The sequence below is a fragment of the Dactylosporangium sp. NPDC049525 genome (genome assembly GCF_040676755.1).
In the GTDB taxonomy this organism is placed as follows: domain Bacteria; phylum Actinomycetota; class Actinomycetes; order Mycobacteriales; family Micromonosporaceae; genus Dactylosporangium.
The window spans coordinates 206,507-229,299 of the sequence record NZ_JBFAPO010000006.1; the positions used below are offsets into that span (position 1 = coordinate 206,507).

A 22,793-nucleotide genomic window follows, 5' to 3' on the forward strand; every position below is an offset into this window, starting at 1 on the left:
TTTCCGGCATGACAGCAGTGCTCGGCAGCGACGAGGTGGCAACCGCTCTCGCTCACCTGAGCGGGTGGGCCGGCGACGTCGAAGGTATCGAACGGTCCGTGACCGCGGAGACGTTCCTCGACGGCATCCGGCTGGTGGCGGAGGTGGCGCACGTGGCCGAACAGGCCGACCACCACCCCGACATCGACATCCGGTGGCGGACGGTGACGTTCCGGCTCAGCACCCACAGCGCCGGTGGGGTGACCGGGAAGGACATCGCCCTCGCCCGCCAGATCAACGAGTTGATCGGGTAGGACGCGCTCGGACAAAGGGTCCGAATGTCGTACCCGGTCGGTAGGGTCCAACCATGACCCACTTCGACGTGGCGAGCGCGGCGGTCGAGGCGGCACTGGCCGCCGGGGCCCGGTATGCCGACGCGCGCGTGATGCACCGGCGGTCCGAGTCGATGAGCGCACGCAACGGTGAGATCGAGGACCTGAGCCAGTCCGAGGACGCCGGGGTCGGCGTCCGGGCACTGGTCGGGTCGAGCTGGGGTTTCTTCGCGGTGCCCGACCTGGGGCGGGACGCGGCGCGGCGGGCCGGCGAGCGGGCCACCGCGATCGCGCGGGCGTCCGCGAGCGTGCCGGCGCCGGCGGTGGACCTGGTCGAGGTGGAGGCGCGCACGGACTCGTGGGCGAGCGCCTGCGAGGTCGACCCCCTCGGTGTGGCCCTGTCGACCAAGGGCGACCTGCTGACGGGCGCGACGGCGGAGGCGCACAAGGGCGGCGCCGACATCGCCGAGGGGATCTACCAGATCTGGGACACCCGGAAATGGTTCGTGTCGTCGCAGGGGCACCGCATCGACCAGCACATCCGTGAGTCGGGTGCGGGGATCTCGGCGACGGTGATCGGCGACGGCGAGACCCAGCGGCGCTCCTATCCGTCCTATCGCGGGCAGTATGGGACCAGGGGCTGGGAGCTCGTCGACGAGCTGGACCTGACGGCGCACGCCGCGCGGATCGCCGACGAGGCGCGGGCGCTGCTCACGGCGCCGCTGTGCCCGGCGGGCGAGACGACGCTGATCCTGGGCAGCGAGCAGATGGCGCTGCAGATCCACGAGTCGGTCGGGCATGCGATCGAGCTGGACCGGATCCTGGGCTGGGAGGCGGCGTTCGCCGGGACCAGCTGGCTCGACCTGGCGAAGCTCAACCAGCTGCGCTACGGCTCCGAGCTGATGAACATCACGATCGACCCGACGATCCCCGGCGCGCTGGGGTCGTTCGGGTATGACGACGAGGGCACCCCGGCCGCGCCGCGCTATGCGGTGAAGGACGGGATCTGGGTCGGCACCCTGGCCGGGCGGGACTCGGCCGCGGTCGCCGGCCTCGACTACGCCGGCAGCGTGCGCGCCGACGGCTGGGCGCGGCTGCCGATGGTGCGGATGACCAACGTCGGGCTGACACCTGGGCCGCACAGCCTGGAGGAGATGATCGCCGCGACCGCCGACGGCGTGCTGATGGACTTCAACCGGTCCTGGTCGATCGACGACAAGCGGCTCAACTTCCAGTTCGGCTGCGAGATCGGCTGGGAGATCAAGGACGGCAAGCTTGGCCGGATGCTGCGCAACCCGACCTACACGGGCATCGGGCCGCGGTTCTGGGGATCGATGGACATGCTGGGTTCCGAGATGACCGCGTGGGGCACACCCAACTGCGGCAAGGGCCAGCCGGGTCAGATCGGGCACACCGGCCATCCGGCGGCCGCGGCCCGGTTCCAGAACGTCCGGGTGGGGGTCCGTGGATGAGCGGCCCGGAGCTCAGCGGAGGAGTCGGCGTGAGCGGTCCGCAGCGGTGCGGAGAGGGCGGCACGAGCGGTCCGGAGCGCAGCGGAGAGGCCGTTCACCAGGAGCACAGGGGTAGCTCAGGCCGACGCCGGAGCGCGGCGGAGGAGGCGGCGTGAACGGTCCGGAGCGCAGCGGAGAGACCGTTCACCAGGGGCACAGGTTCAGCTCAGGGCGACGCCGGAGCGAAGCGGAGGAGGCGGCATGAGCGGTCCGGAGCGCAGCGGAGTGGCCGCTCATCAGGGGCACAGGGGTAGCTCAGGCCGACGCCGGAGCGAAGCGGAGGAGGCGGCATGAGCGAGGCCGGTAACGAGACTGATCTCGCGGCGCAGGTGCTGAAGCTGGTCGACGACGGTGTCGAGGCGGAGGTGGTGGTCGAGCGGGCGGCGCTGTCGCTGACGCGGTTCGCCAACTCCTACATCCACCAGAACGTCGCCGACGAGATCACCACGGTGCGGCTGCGGCTGCACGCCGACGGCAGGACCGCGACCGCGTCGACCACCGTGACCGACGCCGTGGAGGACTTCGTGCGCCGCACGGTGGCCTCGATGCGCCTCGCGCCGGCCGACCCGACGTGGCCGGGCCTGGCGCCGAAGGCGCCCACGTCGTTCGGGGGCAACGTCGACGAGGCGACCGCGGCGGCGGCGCCGGACGAACGGGCCGCCAGGGTGCGGGCGTTCGTCGACCAGGCGGCCGGGCTGGAGGTCGCGGGCTATTGCCGCACCTCGGCGACCCGGGTCGTCTATGTCAATTCCGCCGGCCAGCACGTGCGCGGCGGCCGGACCGCCGCGGCGATGGACGGCATCGCGCGGACCGCCACGTCCGACGGCCTGGCCAGGCTGGCCTCGACCCGGCTCGCCGATATCGACGGCGCGGTGCTCGGGGCGCGGGCGGCGGCGAAGGCGCGGGCCGGCGCGGACCCGGTGGAGCTGCCGCCGGGGCGCTATGAGGTGGTCCTGGAGCCGACCGCGGTCGCGGACGTGCTGCAGATGCTCGCGATCTACGGGTTCAACGCGAAGATGCTGCAGGACCGGCAGTCGTTCCTGGAGCTGGGCGCGGCGCAGTTCGACCCGGCGGTGACGCTGGTCGAGGACGCCGCGGCGGCCGACTCGACGGCGCTGCCGTTCGACGTGGAGGGCACCCCGCGGCAGCGGGTGGTGCTGGTCGACGCGGGCGTGTCCAGCGCGGTGGTGCACGACCGGCGCACGGCGGCGAAGGGGGACGCGGCCTCGACGGGCCACGCGATCCCGGGCGGGGCGAGCTTCGGCGCGGTGCCGGCCAGCCTGCGGCTGCTCGCGCACGACGGGCCGGCGCCGGTCGAGGTCGACGGGCCGGCCGCGGACTCGGGGGTGGCGGCGCTGGTCAGCGGGGTCGAGCGGGGGCTGCTGGTGACCGACAACCACTACACCCGGGTGCTGGACCCGCGCACGCTGGTCGTGACCGGGCTGACCCGCAACGGGGTGTGGCTCATCGAGGACGGTGTGGTGACCACGCCGGTGCGCAACTTCCGCTTCACCCAGTCCTATCCGCAGGCCCTGGCGCCGGGCGCGGTGCTGGGTGTCGGACCGCGCGCGGTCGAGCTGCCGGGGCCCTGGGCGGAGTCCGGCACGTGCGCTCCGGCGCTGCGGCTCGCCTCCTGGAATTACACGGGTGGCGCGTCTGGGTGAGGGCGATCACCAGGCCGGGCGGCACCGCGCGTAACGTGTGCACCGACCACAGATCGGTACATCGGCCCGTCCAGGGAGCAATCACCATGACGACCACGCCGGCCAGGCTTCGGTCAGCCTCGGGCGCGGGGCCCCGCGCAGCGATCAGCGAGAAAACGTTGCGGACGGACCGGTGGTGGCTGCAGCCGCTGCTGGTGTTCCTCGGCCTCGGGGCCTTCGTGGTCTACGGCCTGGTCCGCGCCATCATGAACAACTACTACTGGGCCGACGCCGAGCACTACCTGGCGCCGTTCTACTCCCCCTGTCTGACGAAGAGCTGCGTCGAAGGGTCGAGCCACTTCCTCGGCCAGCCGATCCCGCAGCTGCCGTCCTGGATGTCACCGGCGATGATCATCCTGGTGCTGCCCGGGGGGTTCCGTTTGACCTGCTACTACTACCGCAAGGCGTACTACCGCTCGTTCTGGCTGTCGCCGCCGGCGTGCGCGGTCCCGGACGGTCACAAGACCTACTCCGGTGAGACCCGCTTCCCGCTGATCTTCCAGAACATCCACCGGTACTTCTTCTACGCCGCGATCCTGGTCGGCTCGGTCCTGACCTATGACGCCGTCATCGCCTGGCACGGCAAGGACGGCGGCATCGGCATGGGGGTCGGCACGCTGATCCTCGCCGTCAACGCGGTGCTGATCTGGGCATACACGCTGGGCTGCCACTCCTGCCGCAACATCGTCGGCGGTCGGCTCAAGCACTTCTCGAAGCACCCGGTGCGCTACCGCGCGTGGGGCCTGGTGTCGAAGCTCAACGCCAAGCACCAGCAGTACGCGTGGGCATCACTCTTCTCGGTGATCATCGCCGACGCCTATGTCATGGCGGTCTCGGCCGAATGGATCACCGACTTCCGGTTCTTCAACTAGGGACACATCCGATGACGAACATCGAGCGACACACCTACGACGTCGTGGTCATCGGCGCCGGCGGCGCCGGGCTGCGCGCCGCGATCGAGGCTCGGCTCGCCGGCAAGAAGACCGCCATCATCTCCAAGTCGCTGTTCGGCAAGGCGCACACCGTCATGGCCGAGGGCGGCGCGGCGGCGGCGATGGGCAACGTCAACTCGAAGGACAACTGGCAGGTCCACTTCCGCGACACGATGCGCGGCGGGAAGTTCCTCAACAACTTCCGGATGGCGGAGCTGCACGCCAAGGAGGCCCCGGACCGCATCTGGGAGCTGGAGACCTACGGCGCGCTGTTCGACCGCACCAAGGACGGCAAGATCAGCCAGCGTAACTTCGGCGGGCACGAGTATCCGCGGCTCGCGCACGTCGGCGACCGCACCGGCCTGGAGCTGATCCGCACGCTGCAGCAGAAGATCGTGTCGCTGCAGCAGGAGGACTTCGCCACGCACGGCGACTATGAGGCCCGGATCCGGGTCTTCCAGGAGTGCACGATCACGGAGCTGTTCGTCGAGGACGGCGCGGTGTCCGGTGCGTTCGGCTACTACCGCGAGTCCGGCGACTTCGTGCTGTTCGAGAGCGCCGCTGTCGTGCTCGCGACCGGCGGCGTCGGCAAGTCCTACAAGGTGACCTCGAACTCCTGGGAGTACACCGGCGACGGCCACGCACTCGCCCTGCGTACCGGCGCGACGCTGATCAACATGGAGTTCCTGCAGTTCCACCCCACCGGCATGGTCTGGCCGCCGTCGGTCAAGGGCATCCTGGTCACCGAGTCGGTCCGCGGTGACGGTGGCGTGCTGCGCAACACCGAGGGCAAGCGGTTCATGTTCGACTACGTCCCCGACGTCTTCCGCAAGCAGTACGCGGAGACCGAGGAGGAGGCGGACCGCTGGTACTCCGACCCGGACAACAACCGGCGCCCCCCGGAGCTGCTGCCCCGCGACGAGGTCGCCCGCGCGATCAACAGCGAGGTCAAGGAGGGCCGGGGCACGAAGGCGGGCGGCGTGCTGCTCGACATCGCCAGCCGGCTGCCGGCCGAGCAGATCCGCAAGCGGCTGCCGTCGATGTACCACCAGTTCAAGGAGCTGGCCGACGTCGACATCACCGCCGCCCCGATGGAGGTCGGACCGACCTGTCACTACGTGATGGGTGGCGTCGAGGTCGACGCCGACACGACCGCGGCCGCGGTGGCCGGGCTGTTCGCGGCCGGTGAGGTCTCCGGCGGCATGCACGGCTCCAACCGGCTCGGCGGCAACTCGCTGTCGGACCTGCTGGTGTTCGGCAAGCGGGCCGGTGAGCACGCGGCCGCGCACGCCGAGAAGATCGGCCGGCGCAAGCCGTCCGCCGCGGCCGTCGAGGCGGCCGTCGAGACCGCCCTCGCCCCGCTGGCGCGGGCGGACGCCGGGGAGAACCCGTACACCCTGCACCACGAGCTGCAGGAGATCATGGGCGTCCTGGTCGGCATCATCCGGCGTGAGGGCGAGCTGCGGGAGTCGATCACGCGGCTGGCCGAGCTCAAGGAGCGGGTCAAGAAGGTCGGCGTGGGCGGCGGGCGGAAGTACAACCCGGGCTGGCACCTCGCGCTGGACCTGCGCAACATGCTGGTGGTGTCCGAGTGCACCGCGAAGGCGGCGCTGGAGCGCACCGAGTCGCGTGGCGGCCACACCCGCGAGGACTTCCCGAAGATGGACCCGAAGTGGCGCAAGGTGAACCTGGTCTGCTCGCTGGACGGTGAGGACGTCCGCCTGGAGCACAAGCCGCTGCCGGTCATGCGTCCGGAACTGCAGGGGCTGTTCGACCAGACCGAGCTCGCCAAGTACATGACCGACGAGGAGCTGTGATGGGTACCAAACGCCACTTCCGCGTCTGGCGCGGCGACGACACCGGCGGCTCGCTGGAGGACTTCCAGGTCGAGGTCAACGAGGGCGAGGTCGTGCTCGACGTCATCCACCGGCTGCAGGCGACGCAGACGCCCGACCTGGCCGTGCGGTGGAACTGCAAGGCCGGCAAGTGCGGCTCCTGCTCGATGGAGATCAACGGCAAGCCGCGGCTGGGCTGCATGACCCGGATGTCGACGTTCGAGGAGGCGGAGACCGTCACGGTCACGCCGCTGCGGACGTTCCCGGTGATCCGCGACCTGGTCACGAACGTCAACTTCAACTACCAGAAGGCCCGCGAGCTGCCCGCGTTCGCGCCGCCGGCGGGCGTGGCACCCGGTGAGTACCGGATGCAGCAGGTCGACGTGGAGCGCTCGCAGGAGTTCCGCAAGTGCATCGAATGCTTCCTGTGCCAGAACGTGTGCCACGTGATCCGTGACCACGACGAGAACAAGGCCGCGTTCTCCGGGCCCCGGTTCTTCATCCGGGCCGCCGAGCTGGACATGCACCCCCTCGACGCCCGCGACGACCGCAAGGAGCTCGCGCAGGCGGAGCAGGGTCTGGGCTACTGCAACATCACCAAGTGCTGCACCGAGGTCTGCCCCGAGCACATCAAAATCACGGACAATGCGATCATCCCGATGAAGGAACGTGTTGTCGATCGGAGGTACGACCCGGTGACCTGGCTCGGACGCAAGATCTTCCGTCGTGACCAGCTGGACGAGCAGCCCGTCCCGGCGCACGCCGTGACCAGCGCCAAGACCGCATCGGGCGATCTCGCGGTCGCGGACACCGGCAGCAACTGGCACCAGGAAGGCCCCGTGCCGCTGGAGCCGCCGCTGGGCGCCGACGGCAAGCTCGTGGTGGCGGAGCTCACCCTGGACCGGGCGGCGGCCGGCTCGCCGTTCGGCGACGACCAGGTGTTCCCGCTGCCGCCGGAGCAGCTGCGCTACCAGCACCCGTCGGCCCCGTCCGGGGACGGCCACTAGGCAAGGAACCGCAGGGCGCCCCTCATCCGAGGGGCGCCTTCTGCATGGCCTTGGCGTACCGGTCGGTGACCCGCGACTGGACCAGCTTCGCGACGGGGTTGCCGAGGCGGACCCACCACTTCGCCGGGCGGCTGAACGCCCTGATCTCGAACCACACCTCGCCCCCCGGCTCGACGGTCAGCAGGAACGACTCCTCGCCGGTCTCCACGTGCCCGGGCAGCGTGCCGAAGCCGAACCCGTACCGCTCCGGCTCGTCGACGATCCACACGATCAGGCACGGCACCCACAGCCGCAGCGGCCCGACGCCGATCCCAGTCGAGAACCGCCCGCCGAGCGCGACCCGGTCGGCGTCGCTGCGCAGCCGCAGGCCGGCACCGCGCTGAGGGTGCCAGCGGGCCAGGGCGGCCGCTGCGGCGGCGAACGCCTCGTGCCCTTGCCCGACCCTCACCCGGCGTGTCACGTGCAGGTAGCCGGGCGGTAGGGGGCCCTCACGGGTCGCCCCGACCTCGGGGTAGGTGACGGTCACGCGGTCGAAGGTAGCAACGGCTGGAGCGCCACCACGATCGGCGCGTCGGCCGGCAGCCACGGGACGGTGTCGAGCTCGTCACCGGCGAGCCATCTGATGTCGCTGTGTTCCAGCGGTACGGGCGTCGCCCCGTTCACCAGTCGCGCAAGGTAAACCTTGAGGATCGCAGCGCCGTCGAGCATCATAATGTCGCCGCCGACCCGGACACCTACCTCGACGTCGACACCGAGCTCTTCCTGGCACTCGCGGACCAGCGCCTGTTCCTCGGTCTCCCCGGGGTCCACCTTCCCTCCTGGAAACTCCCATCTACCGGCCATTTCGGGCGGTAACGCGCGCTCACAGGCCAGGACGCGACCATTCGAGATGATCGCGGCTCCGACGATGATCCTTGGCATCAACCGTTCGGTCTGCACGGGCAACCAGGGTGCCAGATCGAAATGAAGTTCCGGTGGCGGGCTCTGCCCTGTTGTTCACCAGACGAGGGAAATGTGGCCGTGGACAGATCCACCAGTCGCACAGGAGACTTGCAGTCACCGTTGATGACGGGCAGGCTTCGAAACGGCCACAAGCCGGCAACGATGCCGCGGGAGGGTAGGTCGTTATGCGGGCCCGGCGGAGCGAACAGCACCGTGATTATCTCAGCGATGCGCTGGCCTTATTGCAAGGCTGGACGCACGACGGCGAAGAAATTCGCCGGACGCTGCACCTGGACGATTCCCAGCATGCGGCACTCACAGAGCGTATGAAGATCGTCGCCGACGCCCTCCAGGTGCGTCCGGACGTGCGCCGCCTCGACGGCCGCACCCAGATCCGCCTGCGGGTGCCGGGCATGTCGGACTTGTCGCCCGGCGAGGTTACCTTGGCCGCCCGGATCGAGGACCTCTACCGCACCATCATCGCCGGCGCCGCCTGATTGCAACACTGCCGTCACCGACCGCTACGGTGACGGCCGTGACCGCATTGCCCGACTGACGATTGATCTGGACGGGCTGCTTCCCGCTAGACGTTGAAGCGGAACTCGACCACGTCGCCGTCCTGCATGACGTAGTCCTTGCCCTCGATACGGACCTTGCCGGCGGCCTTCGCGGCGTTCTGCGAGCCGGCGGCCATCAGGTCGTCGAAGCTGACCACCTCGGCCTTGATGAAGCCGCGCTGGAAGTCCGAGTGGATGACCCCCGCCGCCTCGGGTGCGGTCGCGCCGATCGGGATCGTCCAGGCCCTGGTCTCCTTCGGGCCGGCGGTGAGATACGTCTGCAGGCCGAGGGTGCGGAACCCGATCCGGATCAGCTGGTGCAGGCCCGGCTCCAGCTGGCCGATGGACTCCAGGAGCTCCAGGGCCTCCGCCTCGTCCAGGTCGGTGAGCTCCGACTCGATCTTGGCGTCCAGGAAGATGGCCTCGGCGGGGGCGACCAGCGCGCGCAGCTCGTCCAGGAACGCGGGGTCGGCGAGACCGGCCTCGTCGACGTTGAAGACATACAGGAACGGCTTCGCGGTGAGCAGGTGCAGGTCCTGCAGGTCCGCGATGTCGATGCCCGCCTTCGAGGCGCCCGCATAGAGCGTGGTGCCGCCGTTGAGCAGCTCGGCCGCGGCCTTCGCGGCGGTGGCGACGCCGGCGCGGTGCTTCTGGACCTTCGCTTCCTTCTCCAGCCGGGGCAGCGCCTTCTCGATCGTCTGCAGGTCGGCGAGCAGCAGCTCGGTGTTGATGGTCTCGATGTCGTCGGACGGGGAGATCTTGCCGTCGACGTGGACCACGTTGGGGTCGGCGAAGGCGCGCACGACCTGGCAGATCGCGGAGGCGTCGCGGATGTTGGCCAGGAACGCGTTGCCGCGGCCCTGGCCCTTGGACGCGCCGCGCACCAGGCCTGCGATGTCGACGAAGGACACCGGCGCCGGGATGATCTTCTGCGAGTCGTGCAGCTCGGCGAGCCGGGCGAGGCGCTGGTCGGGGAGGCCGACGACGCCGACGTTGGGCTCGATGGTCGCGAACGGGTAGTTCGCGGCGAGCGCGTCGCCCTTCGTGAGCGCGTTGAACAGGGTGCTCTTGCCGACGTTGGGCAGGCCGACGATCCCGATGCTGAGTGCCACGCGTAAAAGCTACAGGTCAACCTCGACCCAGACCGCACCGTGGTCGGACGCGGCGTGCCTGGCGCCGGTGATCTCGGGGTACGCGTCCCACAGCTTCGGCCGCTTGACGTTGGACGGCGTCCCCCACAGCCCGCGCCGGAAGACCCCGCCGTCGGTGACCCGCGCGGCGAGCTCCGGCGAGAGCAGGATGTAGTCGAGGCGGTTGCCGATCGTGCATGACTGGAAGCTGCCGGGCCGCTCGCGGTTGACGTCGAGCGGGTCGAACAGGCCGGAGAACGCGTCCAGGGAGTAGGCGTCGACCAGCGGCGAGTCCGGGCCGAGCAGGGGGCGCAGGGAGGCGTGGTCGGGGCGCTTGTTGAAGTCGCCGACGACCGCGACGAACTCAGCACCGGCGGCGCGGAGCCGGTCGTAGACGGCGCGGACCTCGGTCGCCTGGCGGGTCCGCAGCGGATCCGGGTCGCCGCTGGTGAACGACTGGCTCTTCAGGTGGTTCAGCACCATGTACAGCTCGGCACCGCCCGGCAGGAGCAGCCGGTACACGGGGCAGTCGCGGCTGAACAGGCGCCGGTCGGAGGCGGGGTCGGGCACGTCGACGTGGCTGCGGACCCAGTCGATCTCGATCCCGGCGACGCAGAAGAGGCCGACGTCGATGCCGCGGGGGTCGTTGCCGTCCACGAGCATGGCGTGGTCGTAGCGGTGGCCGAGCAGTTCGTCGTTGAACTTCACCAGCGACGGGCGGCTCTCGGCCTCCACGACGCACAGCACGTCGGCGCCGACGTCGGCGACGACCCGGGCGGTCATGCGGGTCGAGAGCTCGTCGACGGGGTCGACGATGAGGTCGACCCAGCCGTTCCAGGACGCCCGGCCGGTGGCGACGATGTGAGGTTCGGCGTTGGCGGGCGCGGCCAGGAAGTCGCCCTTGTTCTCCCGGAGCACCGCGAACGCGTTGCCGAACAGGTCCGGGTTGGCCCGCCGGCCGGCGCGGGTCCGGACGAACACCCGCAGGGTCTCCAGGGCGGCGAGCATCGCGGCCTTGTCCTCGTCGGAGTAGACCGGGTGGGCCGCGATCCGGTTGAACTCCTCGTACGCGGACAGCGCCGGCTGTCCCTTCCCCGGGTCGACCGGATCGAGGGCCCGGGCCCGGGCGAACAGGTTCTCCACGTTGTACGTCGCGAGCCGCATGACTACGGACCGTAGCAACGACCTCGCGAAACCACAGTCGGCTACACGGCAATACCGACGCCGGTCAACCGTTCCGACACCGCCCACAGCCGGCGGGCGTCGTCCTCGCGCAGCGCGGCGGCCGGGATCTTCGCGGGTGCCGGGGCGCCGGTCAGCTCGCCGTAGCCGCTCGGGCCGTAGTAGCCGCCGCCGAGCGCGTCGGGGCTGGTCGCGGCGTGCAGCGCGGGCAGGATGCCGGTGTCGACCTGCTGCCAGAACCCGGGAATGCGCCGGGTGACCGCATTCAGGGCGCGGGCGCCGCGGGCCTTCGAGCCGCCCCGGGTCGGGCCGGTGACCTGCAGGTCGGTGACGGTCGCGCCGGGCGACCGCCAACTCCCAGCGGCTCGCCGCGATCGTCCGGGGCCGGGTGCCCGAGCTCTCGGAGGCGTCGGCCACGCACTTCGCCGGCGCGGTGTTCGTCATCGTCGCCGGGCTCTGGCCGTATGTCCGGCCGACGCCGGCGGTCGCGCAGGTCACGGCCGAGATGGGCTATCCGCCGGCCGAGGTCACGTTTCCGGAGAGCCTCCGTGAGGGCATCGAGGTCCACCTCGCCGGGCTGCTCGCCCGGCAGCGGCAACCCGCGACGCCTCCCTTGTCGTCGTCCTAGGTATGGAGGCCGAGTTCCGCGCGTTCGTCGCCGCACAAGGCGACCAGCTGCGCCGGACCGCGTATCTGCTGTGCCGCGACTGGTACGCCGCCGACGACCTCGTGTCGATCACCCTGACGAAGCTGTTCCGGCACTGGCGCCGGGTGAGCGCCGCCGACAACCCAGCCGCCTACGCCCGCGGCGTGCTGACCAACGCCTGGCTCGACGAGCGGCGGCGGCCGTGGCACCGCGAGGACCCGTTCGACGTGCTGCCCGACCAGGCCGACGCCCGGGTCCACGTCGACGCGTCGGGGGTCGAGGACCGGCAGGACCTCATGGACCTGCTGCAGCGCCTGCCGGCGGGGCGCCGCGCGGTCGTGGTGCTGCGCTACTACTGCGACCTGTCCGTGGAGCAGACCGCGGACCTGCTCGGCATCACCACCGGCACGGTGAAGAGCCAGGCCGCCAAGGGTCTGACGGCGCTGCGTGCGGTGAAGGAGGAGGCATGAGCGGTCCGGAGCGCAGCGGAGGGGCCGCTCATCATGGGCACAGTTTCAGCTCAGGCCGGCGCCGGAGCGCAGCGGAGGTGACGGCATGAGCATGCGGGCGCGGTTCGATGCGGCGATCGACGCCGAGGCCGGCCCGCCGTCACGGGTCGACGTCGACAGGATCGTGCGCGGCGGGCGGGTCAGGCGCCGGCTGGCCGCGGCGGGCGCCGGGACGGCCGTCGCCGCGGCGCTGACCGTGGTCGCGGTCCTGGTGGGCACGGCACCGCCGGACCGGGCCGGGATCCCCGACCCGCCGACCAGCCGGAAGCCGTCGCGCGGCACGGCGACGGCGGCACCGAGCGTGGAGATGTCGCCGATACCGGGCTACGGCACCACCGCGACCCCCGGCGTCCCGGCCGAGACGTGGAACGCCGCGCAGGTCGCCAGGCTCAGCGCCGCGTTCGAGCGGCGCCTGCGCCCGGTCGCGCCGAAGGGCACCACGTTCCTCGACACGCCGGTCAACGGCAAGGTCACCGGCCCGTTCGAGTTCAACATCTCGCCCGGGCCGGACAACCGCTACTCCGGCTATTTCAGCGTCGGGCCGGACCTGCAGGACGGGCAGGGCGTCAGCAGCGTCGTCATCAGCGTGGGCAAGCCGATCGGCACCGTCGACGTCAACGGCCTGCCGTTGCGGGCCGGCTCCGGCATCGGCCAGTTCCAGGACTGTCCCGGTGAGGCCACCGACAAGGCCGAGTGCGAGATCCGGACCGGGCCGCACGGCGAGAAGATCGTCGCCATGCCGCGCTTCCAGGTCGACGGCGCCAAGAAGATCGCCCGGATCGACGTCACCACGGCAGACGGCACCGGGATCACCATCGAGGTGCGCAACTTCAGCGTCTTCCGCTCGGGGAGCCGCGCCGACCTGCCGATCACGCTCGACCAGATGATCCAGCTCGCCGTGGACCCGGACCTGGTGATCAGCGCAACGTGATCCCGGCGCCGGCGGTCAGGGCCGCGAACGCCCGCGCGGCCCGGCCGAAGCCCGCGGGGCCGGTCCTGGCCGGGTCGGCGGGGTCGGCGAGGTGCGGCTCGAGGGACGCATAGCCGGTCCAGCCGTCCTCGCGCAGCGCCGTCACGGTCTGCCGCAGCTCGCCGTCGCCCTCCCCGGCCGGCACGACCGCACCGTCGGCGAACCTCGCGTCCTTGACCTGGAGGTACTCCAGGTGCGGCCGCAACATCGCGTAGCCGTCGCTGAACGGGCGGACGCCGACCTGCACGAAGTTGGCGTTGTCCCAGGCCACCCGCAGCGCCGGCGAGCCGACCGACTCGATCAGGTCCAGCACGCGGTCCGGCACGTCGCCGTAGATGTCCTTCTCGTTCTCGTGGACGAGCACCACCTGCTCGCGTTCGGCGAGGTCGGCGAACGCCCGCAGCCGCCGCAGCACGGTGTCCCGGGTCGCCGCGACGTCGACGCCGGCCGGCCGGTAGAAGGAGAAGATCCGCACGTAGCGGCTCTGCAGCCGCTGCGTCAGCGCGATGACCGCGCGGAGCCGGGCCAGTTCGACGTCGGCGTCGCCGTAGACGTCGGTCTTGCCGATCGGGGACGCGACCGCCGACACCGCCATGCCCCGGTCCGTGAGCACCGTGGCCAGGCGCGTGGTCAGCTCGGTGTCGAAGTCGGCCACGTTCACCCCCCAGGCGCTGCGGACCTCGACGTGCGAGGCGCCGAGCGCCTGCAGCACCGCGAACTGCACGCGTGGATCATCGTCGATCTCATCGCCGAACCCGGACAGTACCCACTCGACCATGACGAACAGTATTCACCGGATAGAGTGCCCGTTGTGGAGGAGGACGCCGTCGCCAGGGCGGCCGTGCCGGGCACCGTCCGCGGCATGGTCGCGCAGCTGGCCACCCTGGGCCTGCCGACCGGCGCGACCGTCATCGCCCACGCGTCGCTGTCGCAGCTCGGCTGGGTCGCCGGCGGCGCGCAGGCGGTCGTGACCGCGCTGCTGGAGGCGGTCGGCGCCGGCGGCACGCTGGTCATGCCGACGCATTCGCGGCAGCTCACCGAGCCGGCCGACTGGGGCAACCCGGCGGTGCCGCAGTCCTGGTGGGACGTCATCCGAGCCGAGACCCCGGCCTTCGATCCACGGACCACGCCGACCTATTTCATGGGTGCCGTCGTCGAATGTTTCCGCCATTTTCCGGGTGTACTGCGCAGCACGCATCCGACGGTGTCGTTCGCCGCGTGCGGGCCGGACGCCGAGCGCATCGTCGCGGGTCACACGCTGGACAACGGGCTCGGCGAGGGTTCCCCGCTCGCGCGGCTCTACGAGGCGGACGCCTGGGTGCTGCTGCTGGGCGTCGGGCACGACAACAACACGTCGCTGCACCTCGCGGAGTACCGCGCGGCCGGGCCGAAGACGCAGCTGCGGCAGGGCTCGCCAATACTGGTCGACGGCGAGCGGCGCTGGGTCGAATACGTGGAGCTGGCCGACGACACGTCGCTGTTCGAGCCGCTCGGCAAGGATTTCGCGGCGATCACGGGGCTGGAGCGGGTCGGGCCGGTCGGGTCGGGCACGGCGCGGCTGATGCGCCAGCGGGCGCTGGTCGACTTCGGCGCGACGTGGCTGTCGCGCCGCCACCAGCAGTGAACGGGCGAGCCCGGCCGACCCCCTGATCGGGTCTGCCGGGCTCGATCCGTGCGACGCGGTGCGAGGTCAGGCCTGCGCGAGCGGGTTGGTGGTCGGGTCGTCGTAACGGACCGTCTCGAACGTCCCGTCGCCGTCGGTGTCGGTGACGGTCACGTCGCTGTCGCCGTCCGCGTCGGTGTCCTGGGAGACGGAGTCCGCGACGCCGTCGAAGTCCGTGTCCTTGACGTCGGTGTCGATGAGGCCGTCGCCGTCGGTGTCGGCGACCACGCGGTCGACGATGCCGTCGCCGTTGGCGTCCAGGGCCGCGACGTCGGTGACCCCGTCGCCGTCGGTGTCGGTGAGCACGGCGTCGAACGTGCCGTCGCCGTCCAGGTCGACCATCCTGGTCTCGAGGGTGCCGTCGTTGTCGGTGTCGAGCGCGATCTCCTCGAGCTGGCCGTCGTTGTCCTTGTCGTAGCCGGCGGCCTCGGCGTCACCGTCGTGGTCGACGTCGACGGCGTAGATCGTCGAGCCGTCCTGGCCCTGCAGCGTGATGATCTCGGACTCGCCGTAGCCTGCGTCGGCGCCCTGGTCGGCGTAGTCGGCTTCGCCGGTGCCGGCGGTCGCGTCGGTGTCGTACTCACTCATGGGGCTATCTCCATCTCGGCTGGGGGCCGTTTGTTTCTCGCTGGTGAGACCAACTTAGACAACCCTCCGATCGGCTGAATCCCGCAAACGTGCCAGCGGGCGGTCAGGAACCGGACACCGCCGCCGACGCCTCGACACCCAGGTCCGAAAGCCGCCAGCCGAGGGGCCGACCTGCGAGGCAGGATAGGAGGCATGGAACTGGACTTCGATACCTGCCGCAGGGCGGCGACCAGCCGCGACGCGCGGTTCGACGGGGTCTTCGTCACGGCGGTCAAGTCGACGAGGATCTATTGCCGGCCGTCGTGCCCGGCGATCGTGCCGAAGGCGGAGAACGTGCGCTTCCTGCCGACCGCGGCGGCGGCGCAGCGGGAGGGGTTCCGGGCCTGCCTGCGCTGCCGGCCGGACGCGGCGCCGGGCTCGCCGGCCTGGGATGTGCGCGGCGACGTGGTCGGCCGGGCGATGCGCCTGATCGCCGACGGGGTCGTCGACCGCGGCGGCGTGCCGGGGCTGGCCGGGCGGCTCGGGTACACCGAACGCCACCTGCACCGGATGCTGACCTCGGAGGTCGGCGCCGGCCCGCTCGCGCTCGCGAGGGCGCAGCGCGCGCAGACGGCCCGGGTGCTGATCGAGACGACCCGCCTCGGCCTCGCCGAGATCGCGTTCGCGGCCGGGTTCGGCAGCGTCCGCCAGTTCAACGACACGATCCGGGAGATCTACGGCCGCACGCCGTCGGACCTGCGGGTGCGGCGCACGCAGCCGGAACAGGACCCGGGGGTGGTGTCGGTACGGCTGCCGTTCCGCGCGCCGCTGCACGCCGAGGCGCTGCTGTCGTTCCTCGGTGACCGGGCGATCGACGGTATCGACGGGCGGGAGGGCGACTCGTACCAGCGCAACCTCCGCCTGCCACACGGTGCCGGGACGGTCGTCCTGCGGCCCGGTGACGGTCACGTCGCGGCCACGCTGCGCCTGGCAGACCTGCGCGACCTGGCGCCCGCGGTGGCCCGCTGCCGGCGGCTGTTCGATCTGGACGCCGACCCTGCGGCCGTCGACGCCGTGCTGGGTGAGGACACGTTCCTGGCGCCGATGGTGTTGAAGGAGGCCGGGGTACGGGTGCCGCGCGCCACCGACGGCTTCGAGATCGCCGTGCGCGCGGTGGTCGGGCAGCAGATCTCGGTCGCGGCCGCCCGGTCCGTGCTGCGCAAGCTGGTCACCGGTGCGACCTTCCCGACCGCTGAGGAGCTGCTCGAGCTGCCGGACGAAGCGTTCGCGATGCCGGTCGCGCGACGGCGCACGTTGCGCGCGCTGGCCTCCGCGGTCGCCTCCGGTGAGCTGTACCTGGACGGCAGCGGCGACCGCGACGAGACCACCGACCGGCTCAAGGAGGTGCCCGGCATCGGCGACTGGACGGCCCAGTACACGGCGATGCGCGCCCTCGGCGACCCCGACGCGTTCCTGCCCACGGACCTGGGGGTGCTGCGCGGCGCGCGCGCCCTCGGCCTGCCCGACGACCCTCGTTCACTGGCCGCGCACGCAGAGCGCTGGCGGCCCTGGCGTTCCTACGCCGTGATCCGACTCTGGAGGAGTTTCTGATGTTGTACTCGACCACTTCCACGCCCGCGGGACCATTGACGATCGTCGTTGACGGCGACGGTGCGGTACTGGCCAGCGGCTTCACCTCGATTGCCGGGCTGGCGCCCTTTGTCGACGTGGCGTCCCTGCGCGAGGTCCCGGACGTCGGCGACGCGAGCAAGGCGGCGCTGTCCTACATGGACGGTGACCTGCACGCGATCGACGCCGTGCCGGTGGCCCAGCGTGGCGGCGGGGAGTTCCTGACGCACGCCTGGGACGTGCTCCGCACCGTGCCCGCCGGAACCCCGGTGACATACCGGGAGTTCGCGTCGCTGGCCGGTCGGCCGCCGGCGATCCGCGCGGCGGCGCAGGCCTGCGCCCGCAACGCGGCCGCCCTGTTCGTGCCGTGCCACCGCGTACTGCGCACCGACGGGACGCTCGGCGGCTTCCGCTGGGGACTGCCCGTCAAGCAGTGGCTGCTCGCCCACGAGCGTTCTGTCGCGTAATTGACAGTTTTACATTCCCCACTACATGAATGGCGGGGTTCACGGACGCGATCTACCGTGGACTGGTTCATTCGTGGGAGGATTCTTGTCACGCTGCGGATCTTTTTCGTTGCTGCGGGCTTGCATCATCGCGAACATCGCGTAGAAGAGGACCGATGACTGGCGGACGATGGAGTAGCCAGACCCGATTCACCGTCGTGTTCGTCGGGCTGGCCCTGGTCGCGCTGGGCGTGCTCACCACGATGCAGTTCCGCAGCACCGCAGGCGCCGCCGCCCTCGTGGCGGCCGGCGTCCTGGTCGGGCTCGCGGGCCTGTCCGGGGGCACGATCGTGGTCCGCTCCGCCGACCGGGAGGAGCGGCTCGCCTCCGCCGGCAAGGCCCAGCTCGACGGCGACGCCGAGGGTGCCTACGACCGCTTCGTGCAGCTCATCCGCGGTCATGCCCCGCAGGCGATTGCGTATCACGAGGCGGCGAACGCCGCGCTGTATGAGGCGGCCGGGCGCGAAGGGCAGAAACTCCAGCCCGTCTTCGGCTACTTCCTCGGCCCGATCGCGATGTCCGAGTCGCACATCATCGTCGACATCCGGGCCGGCACCGGCTTCTCCATCGCCCGCATGCAGAGCACCTACCAGGCGCTGCTGGTCGGCCAGACCGCCGCGTTCCAGGCCGCGCTGGTCATCGTCAACGCCTCGCCCGACGACTCGATCCTGAGCTCGGTGCGGCAGCTGAGCATCGCCCTGGACCGGCCGGTGATCGCCGTCGCGTGGCGGATCGGCGACCACAGCGACGGCATCTCCGACGCGATCGTCTCCCTCAAGCGCGAACTGCGCCGCCGCGGCCTCGAATCGCCGATCGACGTGCCCGAGGTCGTGCTGTCGCCCGCCGCCAACGGGCCGGCCCCGACCGTGCCCGCGGACCGGTTCGTGCCCGAACGGTTCTCGCCGGACTCGTTCGAGCCGGAGCCCGACCCGTACGTGGACGACGAGATCTTCGAACCGCAGCAGTCCGTGCGCATCCCGTCCCGTCCCGAGCCGCCCCGCCAGCCCGCCCCGCCCCCGCCCGCGCCGCCGCGGCCGCCGGTGATGCGGCCGCCGGCGCCCGGGCCCGCCTTCGGTGCCGCCGCGCCCGTCTTCGGACCCGCCACGACCTCGATCCCGGCGCAGCGCGAGCTGCAGCACGCCAGGCCCGAACCGGAGCCCGAGCCCGACCCGATCGAGTGGCCGACGCCGGAGCCGCGCCGCCGCCCCTCCCCCGCCCCGCGCGTCTACGACGACTCGGCGACCTGGCAGCGGGCGACCGACCTGCACTGGCGCGGCCAGTTGCAGGAGGCGAAGGACGCGTACGGCGAGATCGTCGACGCCCGCGCGCACGCCCTCGGCTGGGACCACCCCGACACGCTCACGGCCCGCGACCAGCACGCCACCGTGCTGCGCGACCTTGACCGGCTGGCCGAGGCGCTGGTCGAGTGCGACGAGGTCCTCACCGCCCGGATGCGCATCCTCGGCGAGGACCACCCCGACACGCTGACCAGCCGCAGCCACCTCGCCACGATCTACCACCAGCTCGGCGACCTGACCCGCTCCGAGGGCGAGCACCAGCGGGTCCTCGAGGCGCGGACCAGGGTGCTCGGCAGTAACCACCAGGAGACGCTGATCAGCCGGAGCAACCTCGCCAAGGTGTACCAGGACATGGGCGAGCTCGACCGGGCGATCGACGAGCACAGTACGGTCATGCGGGCCCGGGCCCGGCTGCTCGGCCCCGAACACCGCGACACGCTGATGAGCCGCAGCCTCCTCGCCTCGGCGCTGCACCACGCGGGTCGGCTGCCGGAGGCCGAGTCGGAGCACCGGGCGGTGCTGGGCAGCCGGCTGCACCTGCTGGGGCCGGTGCATCTGGACACTGCCGTGTCCCGGCACCGGCTGGCGAGCGTCCTGCATGATCTGGGGCGCCTGGACGAGGCCGTGACCGAGTACCGGGCGGCGCAGTCGGTGTACGCGCAGCTGCTGGGGGCGAGCAGCCCGTTCGCGCGGGCGGCGGCGTCGGACCTGGCGCTCGCAGAGCGGGCGGCGCGAGGGGCGCAGGGCAGCCGGTACTGACGCCTGCCTTTCTAGGAGTCGCCCCTTTTCTAGAAGTCGCCTCCGAAGTCACCGCCGGCGTCTCCGAATCCTGCGTCGCCTGTGTCTCCGCCGTCCCCGCCATCTCCGGGATCTCCACCGTCGCCGCTCTGGTCGGCGTCGGTGCCTTCGTCGTAGCCCTGGTCGAAGCCGGCGTTGTAGCCCGCGTCGTAGCCGGAGTCGCCCCATGACGGGCTGAACAGCGCGTCGAACACCAGCAGCGAGCCGACCCCCCATGCGCCGGCGACCAGTGCCGTCTTCCACCACGGCTCCGAATACCAGCCCGCCGGCACGCCCCGCCCGGCGACCTGCCCGCCCGGGTAGTAGTACGGCGTGGCGTCCCCCGGCTGCGGTCCGGCCCGGAAGCGGTGCCCCTGCACGTCGACCTCGCGCTCCCTGGTGAGCTGCCCGGCGCGGGCCCCGGCGAGCGGCGGCAGGTCCGGGCCCGGGTCGATGCCGAGCGCCACCCGGGCCGCCCGCGCGTACGCGAGCCCTTCCAGCGCCGTCTCCCGGACGAGTTCGTACTGCTTCACCGACGTCGAGCGCTCCAGCTGCGCGCCGGCGGCGGTGTAGCGCTCCCCGGCATCGGCGAGCGCCTGCCGGACCGCGGGTGCGTCGCCGGAGAGGTTCATCACCTGGCCGCCGAGCCGCTCGTACCAGCGCAAGGCGTCCTCGCGGGCGTCGGAGAGCTCGCGCTTCCTGCGTGTCGAGACGACCACTGCGCCGACTGCCACCACGGCCAGCACGAGCACGATGAGGACGATCCAGGTTCCCATGGCTTCGACGGTACCCATTTTCTGTCACACCCCTCGTGCATGCTGATACCCGTGGAACTCCTCCTGATCCTCGGCCTCCTCATCGGCCTCGCCGCCGGCACCGCGCTCGGCTGGTTCGCCGCGCGGTCGCGGGCGGCCGTCGATGTGGCCAAGCTGGAGGCGACCCTGCAGGCGACCCGCGACGGTGAGGCCCGGCTCGAGTCGTCCCTGCGCTCCCTCACCTACGAGGCCCGCGCCCAGACCCAGGACGCCGTCGCCGACGCCGTCTCCCCGCTGCACGACGCGCTGCTGCGCTATGAGCGACGCGTCGCCGACCTGGAGCGCGACCGGGTCGGCGCCTATGAGTCGCTCCGCGAACAGGTCCGCGCCATGCACGACGTCTCCGGCGAGCTGCGCACCGAGACCCGCCAGCTCGTCTCCGCCCTGCGCGCCCCACAGATCCGCGGCCGCTGGGGCGAGCACCAGCTGCGCCGCATCGTCGAGGCCGCCGGCATGCTGGAGCACTGCGACTTCGACGAGCAGGTCACCGCCACCACCGACAGCGGCATCGTGCGCCCCGACCTCGTCGTGCGCCTGCACGGCGGCCGCCAGGTGGTCGTCGACGCGAAGGCCCCGTTCGAGGGTTATCTCAGCGCGATGGAGGCCCGCGACGAGGCCGGCCGCACCGCCCACCTGACCCAGCACGCGAAACACCTCCGCGGCCACGTCGACGCCCTCGCCGCCAAGTCCTACTGGGCCGCGTTCGAGCCCACGCCGGAGTTCGTCGTGCTCTTCATGCCCGCCGACACGTTCCTGGACGCCGCCCTCCAGCACGACCCGACCCTGCTCGAGCACGCCTTCACCCGCAACGTCGTCCTCGCCACCCCGGCCACCCTGGTCGCCCTGCTGCGGACCATCGCCTACGCCTGGCGACAGGAGTCCCTCGCCCACAACGCCCTTGCCGTCCACCAGACCGGCCGCGAGCTCTACGCCCGCCTCACCACCATGGGCGACCACTTCGCGAAGGTCGGCACCGCCCTGGGCACGGCGGTCTCGTCGTACAACAAGGCCGTCGGCTCCCTCGAGGCCCGCGTCCTGGTCAGCGCCCGCCGCCTAGCCGAACTCGGCATCAGTGCCGACGCCCTCCCGACCCCACCCCAGGTCGAGCTGACCCCGCGCCACCTGCAGTCCCAGGAACCCCTCGAGTCCGAATACGAGGTGCTGCTCGCCGCCCTCCGCGAAGACCCACCCACCTGACCGCCCACCCCACAACCCACCCGCCGCAACCAACCGACCCCGCCCCGACCGGCAGAGCCCGACACAGCACGGCAAGCCCGGCACACGGCACAGCGGGCCGACACGGCGGCCCGACACGGCACAGCGAGCCCGGCACGGCACGGCGGCCCGACACGGCAAGCCCGGCACGGCAAGCCCGGCACGGCAAGCGCAATGCGCCAGACAGCGGCCTCTCGAGTCCGAATACGAGGTGCTGCTCGCCGCCCTCCACGAAGACCCACCACCTAACCACCCACCCCACAACCCACTCGCCGCAACCAACCGACCCCGCCCCGACCGGCAGAGCCCGACACGGCACGGCGAGCTCGGCATGGCACGGCGGGCCGGCACGGCACGGCGGGCCGGCGCGGCACGGCAAGCGCAATGCGCCAGACAGCGGCCTCTCGAGTCCGAATACGAGGTGCTGCTCGCCGCCCTCCGCGAAGACTCACCCACCGCGCAACCCACCCACCTGACCACCCACCCCGCAACCCAACCACCGCAAGCAACCGGCCCCGCCCGCACGGCAAGCCCTGCACGGCAAGCCCCGCACGGCAAGCCGCGCACGGCGAGCGCAATGCGCCAGACAGCGGCCTCTCAAGTCCGAATACGAGGTGCTACTCGCCGCCCTCCACGAAGACCCACCCACCGCGCAACCCACCCCGGACCCATTCCACTGACCCGCTCCCGCCCCCAGCAGCACGGCAGGATCAATCCCCGCCCCATTGCCGTCGACGGCAATGCGACATCCGGCGCCAGCGTCCCTGGCCACGACGCTGTTCGCGCCCACACCGAGAGACTGCCCTGATCGCGAACACCCGACAACCGGCTCTTGAGCATTCAGGTGGCTCGACCTCCCGGACCATCAAGCTCCCGAACCGCCCCCCGCCACAGCTCAACACCAATGCAGTGGCACCGAATCAGCGCGACCGCCCTGACAATCGCACTCTGCCGATCCAGGGCCGGCACTCGCCCGGGACCCGCATCCCCCGCCCTGCCGCCCTGCCGCCCTGCCGCCCTGCCGCCCTGCCGCCCTGCCGCCCTGCCGCCGTGCCGCCCCGGCCATGATCACGGAACCTGGAGCGACC

General features: G+C 71.5%; 21 protein-coding genes and 1 pseudogene. 15 read left to right on the plus strand and 7 right to left on the minus strand.

From position 1 onward, the window contains the following. Positions 1–8 precede the first annotated feature (8 nt). From AB0K00_RS12805 to AB0K00_RS12830, 6 genes are all read left to right on the plus strand, one after another. Positions 9–293 carry a 4a-hydroxytetrahydrobiopterin dehydratase gene (locus AB0K00_RS12805; RefSeq protein WP_363519437.1) on the plus strand — a complete coding sequence of 95 codons (285 nt, stop codon included), beginning with the start codon at positions 9–11 and terminating at the stop codon, positions 291–293. 53 nt (positions 294–346) lie between these two features. Then, entirely contained in the window at positions 347–1,783 is a 1,437-nt protein-coding gene (locus AB0K00_RS12810) for a TldD/PmbA family protein (protein ID WP_363519439.1), read from the plus strand. Positions 1,784–2,112: 329 nt separating this feature from the next. Then, complete coding sequence (locus AB0K00_RS12815) at positions 2,113–3,486, plus strand: metallopeptidase TldD-related protein (protein WP_363519441.1); 1,374 nt, start codon at positions 2,113–2,115, stop codon at positions 3,484–3,486. Positions 3,487–3,572: 86 nt separating this feature from the next. Next, positions 3,573–4,397, plus strand: coding sequence for a hypothetical protein (locus AB0K00_RS12820; RefSeq protein ID WP_363519444.1), 825 nt, complete (start codon positions 3,573–3,575; stop codon positions 4,395–4,397). Between the two features lie 11 nt (positions 4,398–4,408). Further along, entirely contained in the window at positions 4,409–6,274 is a 1,866-nt protein-coding gene (locus AB0K00_RS12825; protein WP_363519446.1) for a fumarate reductase/succinate dehydrogenase flavoprotein subunit, read from the plus strand. Further along, positions 6,274–7,299 carry a succinate dehydrogenase/fumarate reductase iron-sulfur subunit gene (locus AB0K00_RS12830; protein WP_363519448.1) on the plus strand — a complete coding sequence of 342 codons (1,026 nt, stop codon included), beginning with the start codon at positions 6,274–6,276 and terminating at the stop codon, positions 7,297–7,299. The genes AB0K00_RS12825 and AB0K00_RS12830 overlap by 1 nt, the downstream gene beginning before the upstream one ends. Positions 7,300–7,321: 22 nt before the next feature. Here the strand turns inward: AB0K00_RS12830 and AB0K00_RS12835 are convergent, their stop codons facing one another. After that, positions 7,322–7,825 (minus strand): DUF1990 domain-containing protein, encoded by a 504-nt coding sequence (locus tag AB0K00_RS12835; protein ID WP_363519451.1) that lies wholly within the window; start codon positions 7,823–7,825, stop codon positions 7,322–7,324. Then, the gene (locus AB0K00_RS12840) at positions 7,822–8,220 is read right to left on the minus strand and encodes a (deoxy)nucleoside triphosphate pyrophosphohydrolase (RefSeq protein WP_363519687.1); all 399 of its coding nucleotides are present in this window, start codon (positions 8,218–8,220) and stop codon (positions 7,822–7,824) included. The genes AB0K00_RS12835 and AB0K00_RS12840 overlap by 4 nt, the downstream gene beginning before the upstream one ends. Before the next feature lie 206 nt (positions 8,221–8,426). Between AB0K00_RS12840 and AB0K00_RS12845 the strand changes: the two genes are divergently transcribed. Next, positions 8,427–8,738: a 4a-hydroxytetrahydrobiopterin dehydratase gene (locus tag AB0K00_RS12845; protein WP_327006267.1), complete on the plus strand. Its 312-nt coding sequence runs from the start codon at positions 8,427–8,429 to the stop codon at positions 8,736–8,738. Positions 8,739–8,824: 86 nt separating this feature from the next. Here the strand turns inward: AB0K00_RS12845 and ychF are convergent, their stop codons facing one another. Together ychF and AB0K00_RS12855 are read right to left on the minus strand one after the other, a co-directional pair. Then, the gene (ychF, locus tag AB0K00_RS12850) at positions 8,825–9,910 is read right to left on the minus strand and encodes a redox-regulated ATPase YchF (RefSeq protein WP_363519454.1); all 1,086 of its coding nucleotides are present in this window, start codon (positions 9,908–9,910) and stop codon (positions 8,825–8,827) included. A gap of 9 nt (positions 9,911–9,919) precedes the next feature. Next, entirely contained in the window at positions 9,920–11,092 is a 1,173-nt protein-coding gene (locus AB0K00_RS12855) for an endonuclease/exonuclease/phosphatase family protein (protein ID WP_363519457.1), read from the minus strand. 367 nt (positions 11,093–11,459) lie between these two features. On the opposite strand from AB0K00_RS12855, the pseudogene AB0K00_RS12860 reads away from it, so the two are divergent. From AB0K00_RS12860 to AB0K00_RS12870, 3 genes and pseudogenes are all read left to right on the plus strand, one after another. After that, positions 11,460–11,738, plus strand: a pseudogene (locus AB0K00_RS12860) (hypothetical protein); the annotation flags it as partial. Between the two features lie 2 nt (positions 11,739–11,740). After that, the gene (locus AB0K00_RS12865; RefSeq protein ID WP_363519461.1) at positions 11,741–12,226 is read left to right on the plus strand and encodes a SigE family RNA polymerase sigma factor; all 486 of its coding nucleotides are present in this window, start codon (positions 11,741–11,743) and stop codon (positions 12,224–12,226) included. Positions 12,227–12,311: 85 nt separating this feature from the next. Then, positions 12,312–13,196, plus strand: a complete 885-nt coding sequence (locus AB0K00_RS12870) for a hypothetical protein (protein WP_363519463.1) — start codon at positions 12,312–12,314, stop codon at positions 13,194–13,196. On the opposite strand, the gene AB0K00_RS12875 is transcribed toward AB0K00_RS12870, so the two are convergent. Continuing rightward, on the minus strand, positions 13,183–14,013 hold the full coding sequence (locus tag AB0K00_RS12875) for a sugar phosphate isomerase/epimerase family protein (protein WP_363519465.1): 831 nt from the start codon (positions 14,011–14,013) through the stop codon (positions 13,183–13,185). The genes AB0K00_RS12870 and AB0K00_RS12875 overlap by 14 nt on opposite strands. 33 nt (positions 14,014–14,046) lie before the next feature. Here AB0K00_RS12875 and AB0K00_RS12880 point away from each other — a divergent pair, with 33 nt between their 5' ends. Then, on the plus strand, positions 14,047–14,859 hold the full coding sequence (locus tag AB0K00_RS12880; RefSeq protein ID WP_363519467.1) for an AAC(3) family N-acetyltransferase: 813 nt from the start codon (positions 14,047–14,049) through the stop codon (positions 14,857–14,859). A 66-nt stretch (positions 14,860–14,925) separates the two neighbouring features. On the opposite strand, the gene AB0K00_RS12885 is transcribed toward AB0K00_RS12880, so the two are convergent. Further along, a complete protein-coding gene (locus AB0K00_RS12885; RefSeq protein ID WP_363519469.1) occupies positions 14,926–15,486 on the minus strand; it encodes a hypothetical protein in 561 nt (186 codons plus the stop codon). A gap of 192 nt (positions 15,487–15,678) precedes the next feature. Here AB0K00_RS12885 and AB0K00_RS12890 point away from each other — a divergent pair, with 192 nt between their 5' ends. The 3 genes from AB0K00_RS12890 (at position 15,679) to AB0K00_RS12900 (ending at position 19,657) form a co-directional block, all read left to right on the plus strand. Then, on the plus strand, positions 15,679–17,076 hold the full coding sequence (locus AB0K00_RS12890; RefSeq protein WP_363519471.1) for an AlkA N-terminal domain-containing protein: 1,398 nt from the start codon (positions 15,679–15,681) through the stop codon (positions 17,074–17,076). Beyond that, on the plus strand, positions 17,076–17,561 hold the full coding sequence (locus AB0K00_RS12895; RefSeq protein WP_363519474.1) for a methylated-DNA--[protein]-cysteine S-methyltransferase: 486 nt from the start codon (positions 17,076–17,078) through the stop codon (positions 17,559–17,561). The genes AB0K00_RS12890 and AB0K00_RS12895 overlap by 1 nt, the downstream gene beginning before the upstream one ends. Positions 17,562–17,716: 155 nt before the next feature. Beyond that, positions 17,717–19,657, plus strand: a complete 1,941-nt coding sequence (locus AB0K00_RS12900; RefSeq protein ID WP_363519477.1) for a tetratricopeptide repeat protein — start codon at positions 17,717–17,719, stop codon at positions 19,655–19,657. 29 nt (positions 19,658–19,686) lie between these two features. Here AB0K00_RS12900 and AB0K00_RS12905 read toward each other — a convergent pair whose 3' ends face one another. Further along, positions 19,687–20,451 carry a hypothetical protein gene (locus AB0K00_RS12905; protein ID WP_363519479.1) on the minus strand — a complete coding sequence of 255 codons (765 nt, stop codon included), beginning with the start codon at positions 20,449–20,451 and terminating at the stop codon, positions 19,687–19,689. A gap of 39 nt (positions 20,452–20,490) precedes the next feature. Between AB0K00_RS12905 and AB0K00_RS12910 the strand changes: the two genes are divergently transcribed. After that, positions 20,491–21,687 carry a DNA recombination protein RmuC gene (locus AB0K00_RS12910; RefSeq protein WP_363519481.1) on the plus strand — a complete coding sequence of 399 codons (1,197 nt, stop codon included), beginning with the start codon at positions 20,491–20,493 and terminating at the stop codon, positions 21,685–21,687. Positions 21,688–22,793: the final 1,106 nt, after the last annotated feature.

Coding starts and splice junctions, on each gene's coding strand:
- AB0K00_RS12805 (WP_363519437.1), top strand. CDS start 9: ATGACAGCAGTGCTCGGCAGCGACGAGGTGGCAACCGCTCTCGCTCAC.
- AB0K00_RS12810 (WP_363519439.1), top strand. CDS start 347: ATGACCCACTTCGACGTGGCGAGCGCGGCGGTCGAGGCGGCACTGGCC.
- AB0K00_RS12815 (WP_363519441.1), top strand. CDS start 2,113: ATGAGCGAGGCCGGTAACGAGACTGATCTCGCGGCGCAGGTGCTGAAG.
- AB0K00_RS12820 (WP_363519444.1), top strand. CDS start 3,573: ATGACGACCACGCCGGCCAGGCTTCGGTCAGCCTCGGGCGCGGGGCCC.
- AB0K00_RS12825 (WP_363519446.1), top strand. CDS start 4,409: ATGACGAACATCGAGCGACACACCTACGACGTCGTGGTCATCGGCGCC.
- AB0K00_RS12830 (WP_363519448.1), top strand. CDS start 6,274: ATGGGTACCAAACGCCACTTCCGCGTCTGGCGCGGCGACGACACCGGC.
- AB0K00_RS12840 (WP_363519687.1), bottom strand. CDS start 8,220: ATGCCAAGGATCATCGTCGGAGCCGCGATCATCTCGAATGGTCGCGTC.
- AB0K00_RS12845 (WP_327006267.1), top strand. CDS start 8,427: ATGCGGGCCCGGCGGAGCGAACAGCACCGTGATTATCTCAGCGATGCG.
- AB0K00_RS12855 (WP_363519457.1), bottom strand. CDS start 11,092: ATGCGGCTCGCGACGTACAACGTGGAGAACCTGTTCGCCCGGGCCCGG.
- AB0K00_RS12865 (WP_363519461.1), top strand. CDS start 11,741: ATGGAGGCCGAGTTCCGCGCGTTCGTCGCCGCACAAGGCGACCAGCTG.
- AB0K00_RS12870 (WP_363519463.1), top strand. CDS start 12,312: ATGAGCATGCGGGCGCGGTTCGATGCGGCGATCGACGCCGAGGCCGGC.
- AB0K00_RS12875 (WP_363519465.1), bottom strand. CDS start 14,013: ATGGTCGAGTGGGTACTGTCCGGGTTCGGCGATGAGATCGACGATGAT.
- AB0K00_RS12885 (WP_363519469.1), bottom strand. CDS start 15,486: ATGAGTGAGTACGACACCGACGCGACCGCCGGCACCGGCGAAGCCGAC.
- AB0K00_RS12890 (WP_363519471.1), top strand. CDS start 15,679: ATGGAACTGGACTTCGATACCTGCCGCAGGGCGGCGACCAGCCGCGAC.
- AB0K00_RS12895 (WP_363519474.1), top strand. CDS start 17,076: ATGTTGTACTCGACCACTTCCACGCCCGCGGGACCATTGACGATCGTC.
- AB0K00_RS12900 (WP_363519477.1), top strand. CDS start 17,717: ATGACTGGCGGACGATGGAGTAGCCAGACCCGATTCACCGTCGTGTTC.
- AB0K00_RS12905 (WP_363519479.1), bottom strand. CDS start 20,451: ATGGGAACCTGGATCGTCCTCATCGTGCTCGTGCTGGCCGTGGTGGCA.
- AB0K00_RS12910 (WP_363519481.1), top strand. CDS start 20,491: ATGCTGATACCCGTGGAACTCCTCCTGATCCTCGGCCTCCTCATCGGC.